General features: G+C 55.9%; 17 protein-coding genes. 14 read left to right on the forward strand and 3 right to left on the reverse strand.

Annotation, left to right across the window (positions count from 1 at the left end):
- The first annotated feature begins 192 nt into the window (after positions 1-192).
- The 9 genes from nrdR (at position 193) to VNZ60_RS02025 (ending at position 7,422) form a co-directional block, all read left to right on the forward strand.
- Positions 193-660, forward strand: a complete 468-nt coding sequence (gene nrdR / locus VNZ60_RS01985; RefSeq protein ID WP_014007375.1) for a transcriptional regulator NrdR — start codon at positions 193-195, stop codon at positions 658-660.
- A gap of 97 nt (positions 661-757) precedes the next feature.
- A complete protein-coding gene (locus VNZ60_RS01990; RefSeq protein ID WP_325656664.1) occupies positions 758-1,300 on the forward strand; it encodes a GspH/FimT family pseudopilin in 543 nt (180 codons plus the stop codon).
- Positions 1,301-1,869: 569 nt separating this feature from the next.
- Complete coding sequence (locus tag VNZ60_RS25225) at positions 1,870-2,250, forward strand: PilW family protein (protein WP_414648757.1); 381 nt, start codon at positions 1,870-1,872, stop codon at positions 2,248-2,250.
- A 130-nt stretch (positions 2,251-2,380) separates the two neighbouring features.
- Entirely contained in the window at positions 2,381-3,466 is a 1,086-nt protein-coding gene (gene ribD, locus VNZ60_RS02000; protein ID WP_325656668.1) for a bifunctional diaminohydroxyphosphoribosylaminopyrimidine deaminase/5-amino-6-(5-phosphoribosylamino)uracil reductase RibD, read from the forward strand.
- Positions 3,467-3,483: 17 nt separating this feature from the next.
- The gene (locus VNZ60_RS02005; protein ID WP_325656670.1) at positions 3,484-4,110 is read left to right on the forward strand and encodes a riboflavin synthase; all 627 of its coding nucleotides are present in this window, start codon (positions 3,484-3,486) and stop codon (positions 4,108-4,110) included.
- 40 nt (positions 4,111-4,150) lie between these two features.
- The gene (locus VNZ60_RS02010) at positions 4,151-4,807 is read left to right on the forward strand and encodes a Pr6Pr family membrane protein (RefSeq protein ID WP_325656671.1); all 657 of its coding nucleotides are present in this window, start codon (positions 4,151-4,153) and stop codon (positions 4,805-4,807) included.
- 137 nt (positions 4,808-4,944) lie between these two features.
- Positions 4,945-5,277 (forward strand): hypothetical protein, encoded by a 333-nt coding sequence (locus VNZ60_RS02015; protein WP_325656673.1) that lies wholly within the window; start codon positions 4,945-4,947, stop codon positions 5,275-5,277.
- Positions 5,278-5,423: 146 nt separating this feature from the next.
- On the forward strand, positions 5,424-5,648 hold the full coding sequence (locus tag VNZ60_RS02020) for a hypothetical protein (protein WP_038492120.1): 225 nt from the start codon (positions 5,424-5,426) through the stop codon (positions 5,646-5,648).
- A 163-nt stretch (positions 5,649-5,811) separates the two neighbouring features.
- Positions 5,812-7,422 carry a GMC family oxidoreductase gene (locus VNZ60_RS02025; protein WP_325656678.1) on the forward strand — a complete coding sequence of 537 codons (1,611 nt, stop codon included), beginning with the start codon at positions 5,812-5,814 and terminating at the stop codon, positions 7,420-7,422.
- Positions 7,423-7,924: 502 nt separating this feature from the next.
- On the opposite strand, the gene VNZ60_RS02030 is transcribed toward VNZ60_RS02025, so the two are convergent.
- The gene (locus VNZ60_RS02030) at positions 7,925-9,697 is read right to left on the reverse strand and encodes a M14 family zinc carboxypeptidase (protein ID WP_325656680.1); all 1,773 of its coding nucleotides are present in this window, start codon (positions 9,695-9,697) and stop codon (positions 7,925-7,927) included.
- 137 nt (positions 9,698-9,834) lie between these two features.
- The gene (locus VNZ60_RS02035) at positions 9,835-10,515 is read right to left on the reverse strand and encodes a DUF4336 domain-containing protein (RefSeq protein ID WP_325656682.1); all 681 of its coding nucleotides are present in this window, start codon (positions 10,513-10,515) and stop codon (positions 9,835-9,837) included.
- Positions 10,516-10,652: 137 nt separating this feature from the next.
- Between VNZ60_RS02035 and VNZ60_RS02040 the strand changes: the two genes are divergently transcribed.
- Both VNZ60_RS02040 and VNZ60_RS02045 read left to right on the forward strand, forming a co-directional pair.
- The gene (locus VNZ60_RS02040; RefSeq protein WP_325656684.1) at positions 10,653-11,186 is read left to right on the forward strand and encodes a TetR/AcrR family transcriptional regulator; all 534 of its coding nucleotides are present in this window, start codon (positions 10,653-10,655) and stop codon (positions 11,184-11,186) included.
- A gap of 97 nt (positions 11,187-11,283) precedes the next feature.
- A complete protein-coding gene (locus tag VNZ60_RS02045) occupies positions 11,284-12,132 on the forward strand; it encodes an aldo/keto reductase (RefSeq protein ID WP_325656686.1) in 849 nt (282 codons plus the stop codon).
- Positions 12,133-12,213: 81 nt separating this feature from the next.
- Here the strand turns inward: VNZ60_RS02045 and VNZ60_RS02050 are convergent, their stop codons facing one another.
- Positions 12,214-13,308, reverse strand: coding sequence for a hypothetical protein (locus VNZ60_RS02050; protein ID WP_325656688.1), 1,095 nt, complete (start codon positions 13,306-13,308; stop codon positions 12,214-12,216).
- Positions 13,309-13,778: 470 nt separating this feature from the next.
- On the opposite strand from VNZ60_RS02050, the gene VNZ60_RS02055 reads away from it, so the two are divergent.
- The 3 genes from VNZ60_RS02055 to VNZ60_RS02065 all read left to right on the forward strand — a co-directional run.
- Positions 13,779-14,426 (forward strand): LysE family translocator, encoded by a 648-nt coding sequence (locus VNZ60_RS02055; protein ID WP_325656690.1) that lies wholly within the window; start codon positions 13,779-13,781, stop codon positions 14,424-14,426.
- Between the two features lie 110 nt (positions 14,427-14,536).
- A complete protein-coding gene (cfa, locus tag VNZ60_RS02060) occupies positions 14,537-15,706 on the forward strand; it encodes a cyclopropane fatty acyl phospholipid synthase (protein WP_325656692.1) in 1,170 nt (389 codons plus the stop codon).
- Between the two features lie 97 nt (positions 15,707-15,803).
- A partial coding sequence (locus tag VNZ60_RS02065; protein WP_325656694.1) for a LysE family translocator occupies positions 15,804-16,393 on the forward strand: 590 nt, incomplete at its 3' end.

Raw genomic sequence — 16,393 nt, forward strand, 5'->3', positions numbered from 1 at the left:
TGCCGATGCGCCGCAAGGCTGGTCGGTAATTTCATGGGCCCGGCGCAGCTTGAACGCTGCACGGGCCCATGCGCCATATGGTGCTAGTTTGTGCCAGTTTGTCTTAGACAGGCGCGTGGCCGCGAAAAGGAATAATGTAGAGATGGAACTGCCGACACCGGCCGCCGTTACAACCTTCGGATTACTACCATCATGAAATGTCCATTCTGCCAGCACGAAGAAACCCAGGTGCTCGACACGCGTGTGTCGGAAGAGGGCGATTCGATTCGTCGTCGGCGCCGTTGCATGCAATGCGACAAACGCTTCACCACCTTTGAACGGATCGAGCTGGCGATGCCGGTGATCGTCAAGAAGAACGGCAGCCGTACCGATTTCGATCCGCTCAAATTGCGCGCCAGCCTGATGCTGGCCTTGCGCAAGCGCCCGGTATCGGTCGAGGCGCTGGACGAGGCGTTGCAGCGTATCAAGGAAAAATTGCTGTCCAGCGGCGAGCGCGAAGTTCTCTCCGGCCATGTCGGCGAATTGGTGATGCGTGAATTGAAGCGCCTGGACAAGATTGCGTATATCCGTTTTGCCTCGGTCTACAAGAGTTTTGAAGATGTGGCGGAATTCCAGAACATGATTGAAGAGTTCTCCGGACCGCCAAGCCGTAGAAAGTAATTTCTTAAATCAGCTAGCGCCGCTTTGAACGGCGCTATTTTTTTGTGAGAATGGTTGTTAAAAATGACATAAAACAAATAGCTGACCGGGAGCACCTATGCGCCTATTGCGATCGCCCACGCATGTTTTTACGCGAGATTCAGGTTTGACGCTGATTGAAGCCATGATAACGCTGGCGATCATGTGCATCCTGCTGACCTTGGCTTTGCCATCCATGCGGGCGTTCGTGATTCAAAACCGGCTGTCGGTAGAAACCGGCCAACTGGTTGCTGCGCTCAATCTGGCGCGCAGCGAGGCCATTCAGCGCGGCCGGGCGGTACTCATCTGCCGCAGCATCGATGCCGACTCTGCCGGCGCGCGATGCAGTGCGGCGGCTACTGCCGGGCGCACCGGCGGCGACTGGGGCGCCGGCTGGCTGGTGATGGTCGGCGATAGCCGGCAAATATTGCTGCGGCAAGGCGCGCTGGATGACAACACCCAGGCCAGCGCTGGCAGAACATCGATTACCTATAACGGCGCCGGCAACGCCAGCAGCAGCTTTACCCGCCTGGCGTTTAGCCACAACGACGAGTTTGCGCGCACGGTGTGCGTCGCCAACTCGGGCCGTATCAGCGTCAAGATGGATAGCGGCCAATGCTGAACCCTCTTGCCATCGGCAATGAACGAATGCCGCCAGCGCCTTGCCGGAGCGGATTTTCGATGGTCGAGTTGTTGGTGGCGATGACGCTTGCGTCCGCCACGCTGCTGTTGCTTACAACGCTCTATCTCAGCAGCAAAGCCAGCTTCCGTTTGAGCGAGGAGAAGCGGCGCTTGCATCAGGATGGAAGCTACGCCATGACGCTGATGGAGCGGGATTTGCGGCAGGCGGGTTTTGGCAATTTGCTTAGTGCCGGTTGGTCCGCAAGCGCTGCGCGTATCACCGATTTTATTCTTGCCGACGGCGCGCCGGCGCAAGGTTTGCGTGGCTGTGAGCATGGCTTCATTAAGCCCTTGGGTTCGGGAAAAGATTTCTTGTGCAAGGCGGAGCAAGGGGCGGGGATGGCCGCTATTGAAATCAGTTATCGGCTGGACGATTATTCCGATCCAGCCAGTGGCGCCGGCGTTGACTGCAATGGAGCAAGTGTGGGCCGCAGCGCTGTACCGCCAGACCATCCAGCCTACCTGCGGGCGCCGTATGTCCGGATTGTGCGCAATCTCTTTTTTGTTGCTATGCGCACCGGCAACAGCGCCAATGCTCTCTATTGCCTGGGCAATGGCAATAAGAGTGCGCAACCGATAGTCAATAATGTCGAAGATATGCAACTGATGTATGGGGTGGCGGCGATCGGCGAGACGACGCCGAGTCAGTTCTTGAACGCGACGCAGGTAGAGACGCTGTCCGATGATCAGTATCAGAATTGGGAAAGAGTGATCAGCGTTCGGCTGTGCTTGCAGCTGCGCGGCGATGACAATCTCACCGTCGAGCCGCAGCGCTATGTCGATTGTAGCGGCGCCACCAGACTGGCCAGCGATCGCCGTCTGCGGGCGGTATTCCAGCGGGTCGTCACTTTGCGCAATCGGGCTGCCGCCAGCCTGGCGCCGCCGCTTTGATCACAGCTAATCCCAGCTATACCGCGCATCGCATCGCATTTTATTTAATTAACGGTGGCCGCAGCATATTTTGTACAATCACCGCATCTCTTCTTTCTGATGGTTTTCACATGATTTCCAGGCTTAACCCATGACCCCGGCTGAATTGTTGATGTCGCAAGCCTTGCAGCTTGCCGAAAACGGTCGGCTGTCGAGTGCACCTAATCCCGCCATCGGTTGCGTGATCGTCAAGGACGGCCAGATCATCGGCAGCGGATTTACCCAGCCGCCGGGCGGCAACCATGCCGAGATCCAGGCGCTGCAGGACGCCGCCGCCAAAGGCCACGATGTGCGTGGCGCAACCGTGTATGTCACGCTGGAGCCCTGCAGTCATTTCGGCCGCACGCCACCCTGTGCCGATGCTTTAGTGCGGGCTGGGGTAGCCAAAGTGGTAGCGGCGATGGCAGATCCCAATCCGCTGGTGGCCGGGCAGGGCATGGCGCGCCTGCAAGCGGCGGGAATCGCGGTCGAATCCGGGATTCTGGCGGCGCAGGCGCGCGAGCTGAATATCGGATTTTTTACGCGCATGCTTTCCGGCAAACCCTGGGTGCGGCTGAAGGTGGCGGCCAGCCTGGACGGCAAGACCGCGCTGCATAACGGTCAAAGCCAGTGGATTACCTCGCAAGCGGCGCGTGACGACGGCCATATGTGGCGTGCCCGCGCCGGCGCCATCCTGACCGGCATCGGCACCGTGAAAGAAGACAATCCGCAACTGACGGTACGCACCGTGCAACTGGCGCGGCAGCCGCTGCGGGTAATCGTCGACAGCAAACTCAGCATCAGTCCGGATGCAAAAATCCTGGTCGGCGGCGGCAACCTGATTTTCAGCGCCACCGTCGATGCCGAAAAACAGGCGCTGCTGGAGCAGCAGGGAGCGGAGGTGGTGGTGCTGCCGAACGCCAGCGGCAAGGTCGATTTGCCGCAGGTCATACTGGAGCTCGGCAAACGCCAGATCAATGAATTGCATGTCGAAGCCGGCTCCAAGCTGAATGCGTCCCTGATCCGGGAGCATTGCGTCGATGAATTGCTGGTCTATCTGGCGCCCGTCATCCTGGGCGACGGCCGCGGCATGTTTGACCTGCCTGCACTGGAGAATCTGCAGGATAAGCTGAGCCTGAAATTTCATCAAATCAAGCAGATTGGCGAGGATTTGCGTATCCTTGCACGATTCCTTTAATTTTTCATATTGTCATCATGTTCACTGGTATCGTCGCTGCCGTCGGCAAAATCACTTCCGTTAAACCGCTGGGTTCGAGTGCTGAGGATGGCGTCAGGCTGCAGATCGATGCCGGTGCCTTGTCGCTGGCCGACGTCGCGCTTGGCGATTCGATTTCCTTGAACGGCGCTTGCATGACCGTGGTTGAAAAGACTGCCAGCAGCTTCGAAGTCGATGTCTCGCGTGAAAGCCTGAATCGCACCGTCGGCCTCGACGCCAGCGGCGAGGTTAATCTGGAAAAAGCCCTGACCCTGGCCGACCGCCTGGGCGGCCATCTGGTCTCCGGTCATGTCGACGGCCTCGGGCTGGTGCAGAAATTCGAACCGGTGGGCGAATCCTGGGAACTGGTGATCAAGGCCGCGCGTGAACTCGCCAAATATTTCGCCTATAAAGGTTCGGTGGTGGTCAACGGCGTTTCCCTGACGGTGAACCGGGTCGATGACGTGGCCGACGGCTGCCTGTTTTCGATCAACCTGATTCCGCACACGATTGAAGTGACGGCTTTAAAACATCTGCAGGTCGGCAAGCAGGTCAATCTGGAGGTGGATCTGATTGCACGCTACGTGGAACGCATGTTGAGCGTCGATCAAGGTATTGTTTCTTGAAGCGGGGCGGCCACAGCCCTTGCTGCACCGGGTTTCGTTTATGAAAAAAACTATCGCACCGCAACTGCTGCTGCTGTCGATTGCGCTGATCGCATGGTTTTCCATTGTCGCGCAATTTTCCATTTCAATTCCGATCCTGGTGGCCAAGGGCATGACTTACGGCGAGGCAGTCTGGCGCATGTTCGACTACCTGACGATCCTGACCAATATTTTGCTGGCAGTTTGCTGCACGCTGCTGTTGCTCAAGCCAGACTCTGCGCCCGGACGGTTTTTCTCGCGGCCTGGGGTGCTCACTGCAATGGCGTTGTACATCATTTTTGTCGGCCTCGGTTACAACCTCCTGCTGCGCAACCATGCGCCGTTTACCGGCTTGCATAGACTCTCGGACGAAGGTTTGCATACTGCCGTCCCCTTGTTGTTCGTCTTGTACTGGCTGCTGTTTGCGATAAAGAGCGGCGTGCAGGCAAAAGACAGTCTTTTATGGCTGATCTATCCGCTGGCTTATTTCGTGGTGGCTATGGTGCGTGGCAGCTTGTCTGGGTTTTATCCTTATCCATTTCTGAATGTCGCGCTGCTGGGTTACCCGCGAGTGATGGCCAATGCGCTGATGCTGCTGATGGGGTGTTTCCTGATTGCCATGGCGCTGGTGGCAATCGCCAGATACAAGCGTCACAGTGGAAGTGTAGTGATTGATTAATTTCGCGTGTACGAAAAAAACCACAATTCAAATGCGGTGATACATGTTGTTACAGGGCTTACCACTTGTGCATGGCGAGACGTCGCAAAATTAGGTTAAATATAGTTATGTTTAATTTACAGCCATCGAGAACTGCCATGAAAACCCGTACGCGTATCGCCCTGCTTGGATTACTTGCCGTTGGTGCGTTTTCGGCAGCCCCGGCGTTTGCTGGAGCACACTGGTCGGTGAATATCGGTGTCCCTGGCTATTACGCGCCGCCACCGGTCTACTACAATCCGCCACCTGTCTACTACGCGCCACCACCGCCTGTGTATGTGGCGCCGCCGCCGGTCGTCGTGTATGGCGCCCCTGGCTACTATCCGCCGGCTTATTACGGCCGTCCGGGTTATTGGCGCGGCGGACGCGGCTGGCATGACCATGATGGATGGCGCGAGCATGAATGGCGTGAGCGCGGCTGGCGTCGTTGATTCACGTTAGTGAGCCATTTAGCCGCAAGCTGTGCCAGTCGCCGGCTTGCGGCGTGACTAAAAACAGACACATAACATTTCACTGTATGAATATACAGTAGTTATGGTACAGTGCAATTCCCTTCAACGAGATTGGAATTGCTGCCATGACGAACTTGGACATTACCTCCGGCTCCCGCTTTGGTATGGAGTCTACCCCTTCCTCAATCCTGATGCGTTTCGGCAAGCGTGAATTGTTCATTTGCCGTGATTTCTACAAACGCCTGTACAGAAGCAATCCCGTAGTCGAATGCAATGCAGGCATCCAGGCCGGGCATTTGGAAATATTGCTATTTCGCAAATGGCTGGTTGTGATGTCGAAAGCGCATTGAATCTGCAGCATTATCTTGCGCAAGCGCCTGAATATTCCGGGTAATTGAAACAAACTCTCTAATTCGCCGCATGGCGTGATCTTCCCGCAGCTGTTAAATTTGTTGCCTAAGCAGGCTTGTCCTTTCTGCAAAGCATAAATACAACCAGAACGGGAGACGCGCAGTGAATGACGAGTTTGGTGAGTTTGACGAGTTTGACTTTGTCGTAGTGGGTGGCGGTTCGGCCGGTAGCGTGATGGCGGGCCGTTTGACGGAAGATCCGGCACTGTCGGTATGTCTGTTGGAAGCCGGCGGCAGCGGCGATAGCTGGCTCGTGAAGATGCCGGTCGGAGCGGCCGTCATGGTGCCGACCAGGATCAACAACTGGGCTTTCGAAACTGTGCCGCAGGCCGGTCTCAACGTCCGCCGGGGGTATCAGCCACGCGGCAAGATGCTGGGCGGATCGTCGGGCATCAACGCCATGGTCTATACGCGCGGGCATCGATCTGACTATGATCATTGGGCGCAACTCGGCAATAACGGCTGGTCCTTCGACGACGTGCTGCCTTATTTTAAAAGATCAGAGCATAACGAACGATTTTCCAATGGCTGGCATGGTCAGGATGGGCCTTTGTGGGTCAGCGATCTGCGCACCGACAGTCCCATCCATCAGCACTATCTGGAAGCCGCACGCCAGGCCGGTTATCCGCTCAGCGAGGATTTCAACGGCGAGCACCAAGAGGGACTGGGTGTTTACCAGGTCACGCAAAAAGATGGTGAGCGCTGGAGCGCCGCACGCGGCTACCTGATGCCGCATCTGGGGCGTAGCAATCTATGTGTGGAAACCGGCGCCTATGCCGAGCGCCTTATCCTTGAGCAAGGACGGGCGGTCGGTGTGGAAGTCAGGCAGGGCGGCAAGTTGCGCGTGCTGCGCGCCAGGCGTGAGGTGATTCTGGCCGCCGGCGCTTTCCAGTCGCCGCAGTTGCTGATGTTGTCAGGTATCGGCGACGGCACCGAACTGCGCAAGCTGGGGATTCAGGTGCAACATCATTTACCCGGCGTCGGCAAGAATCTGCAAGACCATCCCGACTTTGTGTTTTGTCATCAATCGGACAGCCTGGATACTTTTGGCATCTCGGCCGGCGGTTCGCTGCGCCTGTTCAAAGAACTACAGCGTTTCCGCAAGGAGAGACGCGGCATGCTGACTAGCAATGTGGCCGAGTGCGGCGGCTTCTTGAAGAGCAGGCCGGACTTGCCGGTGCCAAATCTGCAATTGCATTTCGTTGTCGGCTGTCTTGAAGACCACGCTCGCAAGTTGCGTATGGGACACGGATTTTCCTGCCACGTTTGCCTGTTGCGACCGAAAAGCAAGGGAACCCTCAGCTTGCGCAATACCAATCCGCAGGATGCGCCCCTGATCGATCCCAAATTCCTGGACGATCCGCAAGATCTGGAAGACATGGTTGAGGGTTTCAAGGTGACCCGCAAATTGCTTGCGGCGCCGGCGCTGGCCCCTTACAGCAAACGCGATATACGCACCGCAGATGTGCAATCTGACGAACAGATACGCGCCGTTCTGAGGCAGTACGTCGATACGGTTTACCACCCGATCGGTACTTGCAAGATGGGCATCGACCAGGCAGCTGTTGTCGATCCGACCTTACGGGTTCATGGAATCCGGGGTTTACGGGTAGTCGATGCCTCGATCATGCCCACTCTGATTGGCGGCAACACCAATGCGCCGACCATCATGATCGCCGAGAAAGCAGTGGATTTTATCCGGCAAGGGCGGTGAAGAGAAAACTCCTTACGCGAAAACCGCATAAGCATACAAGCGCTATCTTTCCATGTTGGTGCAAAACAACGCTATGTTGCGGCGCATGATGACGGTTGAAGTTTTTTGGCTCAGTATCGCTTCACGCAAAAAAGAGTCCATCTCTCTAGAGGTGAGGAGACAGGGAAAGCCCGCATCGTTAAAGATAGCGGGCTTTTTATATTTTGGATCCAGATTGAGCGGCTGCAGTGATATTCACGAAACTTATATAAGGAATCAGAAATAAGAATTGGCAATATGTTCCCCGTTTTTATATGCTGCGTTGCATCAACACAGTCTATTCTTATTCGGAGCCCTGCCCATGAACATCATTCAAACCTTGCCGTTGCTCGCTGTTATCGCTGCCTTTGCGCTGCGTTTTTACCTCTCGAAAAAAATCGGCGACGCTCAGAAATAGTTCCTGTCCGGCATATCACCTGCTCCAGTCGAGAGCAGCAACCTAGCGCGCGTTGCCAGCACCGCGCTATCCCGGCACGACGGCTGTCCGCATGACCGGATACAAGTTATAGCGCTCATCCCAGGAAGTATGGCGGCGCGCGAAAAATTCCAGCCGCGCGGCCGGATCTTTAGCAAATTCGGGATCAGCAGCCAGCTTTGTCCTGAACTCGGCAGCTAGTGCCGGGTCAGCCGCAAGCTGTTCGCGCGCGACGTCTTCCGCCACATACGCCTCCATATATTCTTTCTTCTCGAACGCATTGTTGAAACGCCCCCACGCTGCCAGCGAGTCTGGCGCCAGCGGCTCCAGCAACGCCATCACCAGCCGCGCTTTGGCCTGCGCTATCGGCACAAACAGTGCGCCGGCGCCGAGGTCGCGCGTTTCGCTATGCCATGCGCCTTGTAGCTTGAGGGACTGGTGGCTCTCCAGCGACTGTGGATCGAAACTGGTCTTGGTGGCGCGGAAAGTTTCAAGTGCGGCCTGGTGCAGTGCGGTTGGCAATACGCGGAAAGCGATCCCGTGCTGCTGCAGCTTTTGTGCGATCCATGCGGCATGGGCGGCAGGCACCAGATAACCCGCCTGTGGCGCGTTGACGCTCAGATCGGGTTGCAGGTCGTCGCGTACGGTCACATTCCAGATTTGCGGTTTGCTCTCATCGTAACGTGTCATCAGCGCGCCCGAAATATCCGACGGCGTGCGTGTGTATTCATAACCGCGGAATGCCACCGGACGGGTCTTGTCGCTCGCCTTGTAGCTCAACGCAACCGCCTGGCCGCCCAACTGCGCTGCGCGCAGATCGGCTTGCTGCGCGGTCTTCAGCCAGTCGCTGCCGTGCGCGGCGATCTGCGCCATGACCGAGACAATCGTGTTGTGGGTGATACGCACCCGAGTCGGATAATCCTTCCAGGAATGGGTCTCGACCAACATCCCGAAGCGATTGCGCAGATGGAAATAGCCGGTAGAAAAACGCGGCGGCGAGACATCGTCGACAAAACCGGAACTAGGGTCATCCTCGGTCTTGAATGAGAGATAGAAGGGCAGCGGCAGCGAACCCTGCCTGGCCAGATCGCTGATCACATTGTCGCGTAACGCCTCGCCGTCTTTGCGCATTGCCAGATCGCTGGCATGTACCGGCTCAACCTGGATCGAGACATCATGCTCGAACTTGGCTCCATCGGTGACATGCAAGTCGATATAAGCCAGCGGATCCCAGCGATTGACCAGTTGCAGCATGGCCTGCATTTCCGGCGCATCGGCTTTGGCGTAATCGCGATTCAGGTTGAAATTCTGGCCGGTGGTGCGCCAGCCCATCGATTCGGGGCCACGCTGATTGGGACGATTCCAGCGGCCAAAACGTTCATGGCCGTCGATATTGAACACCGGTACAAAGACCAGCACTTGCTGGTTCAGAGGACTATTCGCGGCAGTGTCTTGCAAGGCTTCGCGCAGGGCCTGGAAACCGGCATCCTTGCCGTCGATCTCACCGGCGTGGATGCCGCCTTGTATCAGCAGCACCGGCAAACCACGCTTGTGCGCAGCTTCCGCACTCAAGGCGCCGCTGCGCGAGACGATCAACGCCAGCATCGGCCGGCCTTCCGGCGTGCGGCCGAACTCGGTGCAACGCACTTGCTTCGGATAGGCTTTCTGGAAGGCGGCGCAGAGCGCGATGACTTCTTCATAGCGCCCGGTTTGCTGGAAGCCTGAACGCTCGGCGACAGTGCTGAGCGGATCGGCGGCGGCGTTGACGAAGGGGGTGGCGGAGAGGGTAAGCAGGGCGGACAGCACAGCAGAACGCAACATGAATCAGGCTCCAACGGTTTGAATGAGGGACAACAAAATGGTTGGAGGATTTTAGCGCGCTTGCAGAAATATTGCTTGCCGGAACTTAATTGCAAACCTCGCACTCCCGGCGAGCGCCGTGGTGGAATTATCTGCAATTATTTGTCAAAGTAAGCGAAAGCTTTTTCCACCGCTCGGTGCGCACCCTGCTCGACGATGCTGTCGTGTGCCATCACTACGCGTTCGAACGGCCATCCCAGGATCTTACGGGCGCTGGCTCGCGCCGCCTGGCGATCCTTGACCAGCAGGCGAATTGTCCGCGGTACCGCGAGCCCGGTGCGGACACCGCTCAGCCCGGCATATAGTTTTGCCGCAAATGACAAATCGCCGCACCACCACTGGCATAAGTCGGTGACGATCAGCGTGCGCGAGGATTTGTGAAACCAGACGGTTTCATTACCAAGCGGAATACCGGCGAAAAAAATCTGCTCAAAATCCTCTCGCCACTCAGGCTCGACTTCCGGTGTCAGCTCACGCAAGCCATGCAGATCCGGCCGCTTGGCAAGCAGCCCGGGAGCTCCGTATAGCTTGGCTTGTGGAAAAGCGTCGAGATATTCGCCGACGAACAGATGATGAGTTTTGCTAGGTGCAACGATAAATCGCACATCGCCAAGCGCCGCAAGTTGCGAGTGGATGGTAGGCGTCAACGGCACCGGCGAGTGTAACCATAGCCCGGAATTCTGAAGGCGGACTACTGTCATGCGAGAGGAGACGCGCAGGCCAGTGGCGACAAAACTGTGTTGCGCGTGCCAGATATCGGGAGCGACGGTTTGGAGCATTGTAATAATCCTTTTTGTATGTCGGATAAATCAATGAGTCGATAAAATCACTGCAGCAGTAATGTCCCATACCTTTGAGTATGGTGATAATCACAGCTGCCATTGCATTTGTCAATACCATTGGGTATGGTGACGCTATGGATCAGAAAAAGAATCGAAAAAGCTGGCTGGACGCCGGCTTGCAAACACTTGCCAGTGACGGGCCGGAAGGATTACGCATCATGGCGATTGCCGAGCGGTTGGGCGTTACTAAAGGCAGCTTCTATTGGCATTTCAAGAATTTGGAGGAGTACCAATCCGCCTTGCTGCAAGAATGGGAGCAAGGCCACACGCAAGATGCGATTGCATGCGTCGAAAGCACGGGCGGCGACGCCGCAGCCAAACTGCGCAAATGGTTTATCGGTGCGGTGGCAGCAGATATCACGCTGGCCAGGGCCATACGCTCCTGGTCCTTGAGCAACCAGCATACCGGCGTAATACAAGCGAGGGTGGATCAAAAGCGGATCGATTATCTGATCAAGTTATTGCGCGGCGCCGGCTGGGATAAGGACCAGGCCGCAACGCTCGGACGTTGGGCGTATTGGGCCTGGGTTGGATATTCCACCTTGGATGGGCCGCGCGTCACGGACAAACAGGTCGATCTGATCCTCTCGGTTTTGCAGCCAAGATAAACCTTTCTTTGCGGACGACTGGCGCAGATCCCTGGCGTCGATACCGCATAGGTGCAGCGCCAGCCAAACCATTTTTCTTTCAGAATGTGAGCCGATAATGAAGACTTTGTTTTTACCTTCGGGCAGCGCAATTCCGGTATTGGGGCAGGGAACCTGGTACATGGGGGAGAATCCGATTCAGAAAAAGCGAGAAATTGACGCGCTTCGACTGGGCATGGATCTCGGAATAACCCTGATTGACACGGCAGAGATGTATGCCGACGGCGGCGCTGAAGAAATCGTCGGCCAGGCAATTCTGGGGCGCCGCGCCGAGGCGTTCCTGGTCAGCAAGGTATATCCGCACAACGCTGATCGGCGCGGAACGCAAGCAGCCTGCGAGCGCAGCTTGCGGCGGCTCGGCAGCGATTATATCGATCTTTACCTGCTGCATTGGCGCGGCTCGGTGCCGCTTGGGGAAACGATCGAGGCGCTCGAGTCGCTCAAGAAGGCGGGAAAGATACGCGATTTCGGTGTCAGCAATTTCGACAGAAACGATATGCAAGAAGCGAGCGGACTGCCCGGCGCTGAACAGATCGCGGTCAATCAGGTGCTTTACAACCTGATGCGGCGAGGTCCCGAATGGGACTTGCTACCCTGGTGCCGCCAGCGCAGCGTGCCTGTGATGGCGTATTCGCCACTTGAGTCTGGCGCGAACGAGCAGCGGCGGATGCTGCACAACCCGCATCTGAAGGAGATCGCCAGGCGACATGACGCCAGCGCGGCACAGATAGCTTTGTCGTGGCTGCTGCGGCAGGAGCAGGTCATTGTCATTCCAAAGGCAGTCGATCCGGCGCACGTCCGCGAGAATCGCGCTTCACTGGATATCGTGCTCACGGCACAAGATCTGCTGGAGCTTGAGCAGGCGTTCCCTGCGCCGCTTCGGAGTACTCCGCTCGACATGAGGTAAGCGCGGCTGGTTTCAGTGGGAAAAAGCGGGCCGCCCGACTATCTTGATTGAACGGCCCATTCGAATACAGCTCGAGTTTACTTAAGGCAGATTCAGTGCGCTCTTGACGGATGCTGCTGCCTCTTGGTTCATGTATTGCATCGGATCTTTCATTTGCAGTCCTTTTGGGATGACATAACCGTAACTCCAGTTTTTGTTCCCGGTCGTACGTTGGACGATTGCGAGCTTCGTTCCGGCATCAAGGGCGGTCGGGCCGATGGTCAGCGCTGAGCTTTGGTAATTGCTTAGGTTGATAGAAGCCGGAAACGTGATTTCCAGGTAGGTATGCGGACCATAGGATTTTTGCACGAAATTTGCCACGCCGAGCAAAGGCTCGACCGCTGGATTGAATGTGCATTTGTCAGGGTACGACACGGTTCGGGTGTCGTAGAGATTGATAGTGCCATTGCTTTGGTAGCGCATCACCAGCGATTTGTCGGTGCCTGCTGATTCAAGGCAAGTTGTCGTGTCCAGCAGGCCGCTCATATCGGTCACTGCTTTAAAGTTGCTGTCGCGTAGTTCTCTGCCGGAATAGCTGCCGATCAAGGTATCGGCAGCGGTATAGGTGAATGACAAGAGCTTAGCATTGGCGCCAAAAATCCCGACCACTGTTGGCGGTTTGTAGTAGGGCAGCGATTGCACATACTTATCGATTGACGTGCCGCTTACATCCGTCGCCGTTATGGTGATGTCCCATTTGGCGTTTGGCATGGTCGAATCTGGCGGCGACAGCGAGAGGGACGCGGAGTTGTTTGCGCCAAAAGCAACGGTCGCCATTGGATTCGCCCCCTTCCAGCTCTGGCTACCGAGCTCCCATGGCACGTAAGAAAACAGGCCGGGCGTCATATCGTCCGGCGGTATTCCGGCATATTGCGTTTTAGCTACGAGATTTGTGCCTGGGACTGAACTGGTGAGATTGCTGTGTTTGGTGATATATGGAATATAGGTAGTGGTGTTGCTGGTCGCTCTGAGTCCGAAAAAAAATACGCCGGAATCAAATTGAACTTGCGCCGAGTTGTTTGCCACTGGAGGCGCCGGAGGGGGAGGGGCGGGCGATTTGTCGCCGCCACCGCCACCGCCACCACACGCGGTAAGTATCAAAACCGAGATGCTAGCTAATATTGCCGATGACTTCATTTTTGCCCTTGCTGAATAAATGCCACGATATTGGATTCCGATTGAGTCATTCGGTCCGTTGATAGATAAATGGAATTGTCATTTACAACTAGCAGCAACTCATCTTAAGCACGGCAAAATGCAGCCTTGCCTAGTTTCTTAGTTCCGTGCCGCAGCGCGTCTGAAATCGCGAAGATGAATCAGGAAAAATGTATTTGTTGCTAGTTGTCAGATAATTCATTGTAACTAATTGTATCAATTAATCTAGAGTAAGAATTGTTTTTTGGTAATATTATTTGACTCCCTCCCTCTGGAACCTTGTGTTATCCAATTCTGATAAGTCGCAATCCATGTAACATTGGATATCCCATAAAGGGAAATAGGAGGGTGTCGGGCTTACTGGAAACCGTCTCGAACTGCCGAAGCCTGTCAATTTAGCTTTGAGTTATAGGCATCGTTTTCGTAGATCTCATTTGAACTAAAGTAAAACCATGTCATTTCAAAATTACTGGCTCTTTCTACCTGCCTGCTTCGCGCTGAATATGGCATTTGGTCCGAACAACGTGTTGTCGCTCTCGAACGGTGCGCGCGATGGCATGCGTTATTCGATTCTCGCGGCGTTTGGCCGATTGTTCGCCTTTGCGGCCATGATAGCCATCTCCGGCTTCGGCCTGGGGGCGCTGCTGATTGCGTCGGAAACGCTTTTTACGGTACTGAAGTTCGGCGGTGCGGCCTACCTGGTATGGCTGGGTGTGAAATTGTTCCGTTCCGCCCCGGTTGATCTGTCGGCTTCAGCCAACGATGTCCAGAGCAACCGTGAACTCCCGGCAGACAAGCTGCGCCGGCTAGCCAAACAAGAGTTTCTGGTTGCGGCCGGAAACCCGAAGGCGATTCTCATCTTCACCGCATTTTTCCCCCAGTTTGTCGATCGCTCGGCTTACACCACCAGTTTCATCGTACTGGGCGCAACCTTCTTGCTGCTTGAACTGATAGCGATTGCCATCTACGCCGCCATCGGCGCCAGGCTAGGAACATTCACCAATGCCGCTGGAAGATTTCGCTGGTTCAATCGTGTCAGTGGTACGCTGATGATAGGGTTTGGTTTGCTGCTGGCCTTCCTGCGGCGTCCTGCCAACTGAGGTCAACGCCTGCGGGCTGTCAGGTTGCCAGCTGACAGCTGACTTGATGCCTCCCCGTTTGCATCGATACAAAAGCTGTTCCATAACGCTACCTTGGAAGGAAGTACTACATGGATAAAGTGGGAGTGGGCGAGACCAAACCGGCAGCATTTGATATGAAGGCAAATGCGCCAAAAATCATCCAGCAGTTGTTTGAGCATGCGGGCATCCGTTTGAACGGCGAGCAACCCTGGGATATGCAGATTCATGACCCGATTTTTTTTCAAAAGATGTTCTCGAAATGGGAGCTAGGCATCGGCGAGTCGTATATGGATGGCGACTGGGATTGCGCCAAGCTGGACGAGTTTTTCTTCAGGGTCACCAGCCACGATCTTGAGCAAACGGTAGTCGGTCCCGCAAAAATCAAGTTTTTCCTGGAAATCCTGCGGCAGAATTTCTTCAATCTGCAAACCAGGAGCCGCGCATTCCAGGTCGGGGAACAACACTACGATATCGGTAACGATCTGTTCGAAAGCATGCTCGATTCGAATCTGATGTATTCCTGCGGATATTGGGCGCGCGCCGCCAACCTCGAACAAGCGCAGCTGCATAAGCTGGAACTGATTTGCCGCAAGCTCGAACTGAAAGCGGGCGAACGCCTGCTGGATATCGGCTGCGGATGGGGTGGACTGGCCCGCTACGCCGCTGAAAACTATCAGGTTGAAGTGGTCGGCATCACGATTTCAAAAGAACAGCAAAAACTCGCGCAAGAGCGCTGCGCCGGACTTCCCGTCAGCATCGAACTGACCGACTATCGGCAGCTCAACGGGCAATATGACAAGATTGTTTCGGTCGGCATGTTCGAACACGTCGGCGCCAAGAATTACGCCGCTTACTTCGATGTGGCGGGAAAACTGCTGGCGCCAGAGGGACTATTTCTGTTGCATACCATCGGCAATTACGTGACCGAAAAGAAGAGGGATGTCTGGCTCGACAAGTATATTTTCCCGAACGGTCATCTGCCGTCCGCAACAGAAATCACGCAAGCGCTGGAAGGACGTTTCCTGATCGAAGACTGGCATAATTTCGGCCGCGATTACGACCTGACCCTGATGGCCTGGTGGGATAATTTCGAGCGCGCATGGCCGCAGCTGGCGGATAAATACGGCGAGCGTTTTTATCGGATGTGGAAATATTTCATACTCTCGTCGGCGGGATTTTTCCGCTCAGGCCAGGGCCAGCTCTGGCAACTGGTGCTCAGCAAGCGGGGACGCAGCCAGCCGTATCGTTCGGTACGATGAAGAATTTGACGGCTGATGATATCCTGCTGCATCCGACTCAAGGCCGACGACAAAGAATCGCTGATAACCGTCCGCTGTTAACCTTCTTTTCCTGATCATGAACTTCCATACCTGGTTTACTTTTTTTGCCGCCTGCTGGCTGATCGCCATTTCCCCCGGTTCCGGCGCGGTGTTGTCGATGTCGCATGGCTTGTCGTATGGCGTAAAGAGAAGCTCCGCCACCATCGCCGGCTTGCAACTGGGTTTGTTGTTGATACTGTTTGTGGCCGGCGCCGGAGTGGGTTCCATCTTGCTGGCGTCCGAGACCATGTTCACGCTGGTCAAGACGGCCGGCGCGCTGTATCTGATCTACCTCGGCCTGAGCCAATGGCGCGCCAAGGTCGATGTCGCCACGCTGCAGCAGCCGGAACAGGCCATGCAATCGACGCCGCCGACCTTGCGCAAGCGCGTGCTGCTAGGATTCATGACTAACGCCACCAATCCCAAGGGGATTATTTTCATGGTGGCGGTGCTGCCGCAGTTCATCAGCCGCGACAGCGCCTTGCTGCCGCAGTTGCTGCTGCTGGCCGTGACCATGTGTGCAGTGGATCTGGTGGTGATGCACGGTTACGCCTTTGCCGCATCGACCATGCAAGGGTATTTTCGCGATGCGCGCGCGGTCAAGAAACAGAACCGTTTCTTCGGCGG

Source organism: Collimonas sp. (assembly GCF_035566375.1).
Classification (GTDB): domain Bacteria; phylum Pseudomonadota; class Gammaproteobacteria; order Burkholderiales; family Burkholderiaceae_D; genus Collimonas.

Excerpts from the sequence above, each read along its gene's own strand:
- nrdR (WP_014007375.1), top strand. The coding sequence starts at position 193 with ATGAAATGTCCATTCTGCCAGCACGAAGAAACCCAGGTGCTCGACACG.
- VNZ60_RS01990 (WP_325656664.1), top strand. The coding sequence starts at position 758 with ATGCGCCTATTGCGATCGCCCACGCATGTTTTTACGCGAGATTCAGGT.
- VNZ60_RS25225 (WP_414648757.1), top strand. The coding sequence starts at position 1,870 with ATGCGCACCGGCAACAGCGCCAATGCTCTCTATTGCCTGGGCAATGGC.
- ribD (WP_325656668.1), top strand. The coding sequence starts at position 2,381 with ATGACCCCGGCTGAATTGTTGATGTCGCAAGCCTTGCAGCTTGCCGAA.
- VNZ60_RS02005 (WP_325656670.1), top strand. The coding sequence starts at position 3,484 with ATGTTCACTGGTATCGTCGCTGCCGTCGGCAAAATCACTTCCGTTAAA.
- VNZ60_RS02010 (WP_325656671.1), top strand. The coding sequence starts at position 4,151 with ATGAAAAAAACTATCGCACCGCAACTGCTGCTGCTGTCGATTGCGCTG.
- VNZ60_RS02015 (WP_325656673.1), top strand. The coding sequence starts at position 4,945 with ATGAAAACCCGTACGCGTATCGCCCTGCTTGGATTACTTGCCGTTGGT.
- VNZ60_RS02020 (WP_038492120.1), top strand. The coding sequence starts at position 5,424 with ATGACGAACTTGGACATTACCTCCGGCTCCCGCTTTGGTATGGAGTCT.
- VNZ60_RS02030 (WP_325656680.1), bottom strand. The coding sequence starts at position 9,697 with ATGTTGCGTTCTGCTGTGCTGTCCGCCCTGCTTACCCTCTCCGCCACC.
- VNZ60_RS02035 (WP_325656682.1), bottom strand. The coding sequence starts at position 10,515 with ATGCTCCAAACCGTCGCTCCCGATATCTGGCACGCGCAACACAGTTTT.
- VNZ60_RS02040 (WP_325656684.1), top strand. The coding sequence starts at position 10,653 with ATGGATCAGAAAAAGAATCGAAAAAGCTGGCTGGACGCCGGCTTGCAA.
- VNZ60_RS02045 (WP_325656686.1), top strand. The coding sequence starts at position 11,284 with ATGAAGACTTTGTTTTTACCTTCGGGCAGCGCAATTCCGGTATTGGGG.
- VNZ60_RS02050 (WP_325656688.1), bottom strand. The coding sequence starts at position 13,308 with ATGAAGTCATCGGCAATATTAGCTAGCATCTCGGTTTTGATACTTACC.
- VNZ60_RS02055 (WP_325656690.1), top strand. The coding sequence starts at position 13,779 with ATGTCATTTCAAAATTACTGGCTCTTTCTACCTGCCTGCTTCGCGCTG.
- cfa (WP_325656692.1), top strand. The coding sequence starts at position 14,537 with ATGGATAAAGTGGGAGTGGGCGAGACCAAACCGGCAGCATTTGATATG.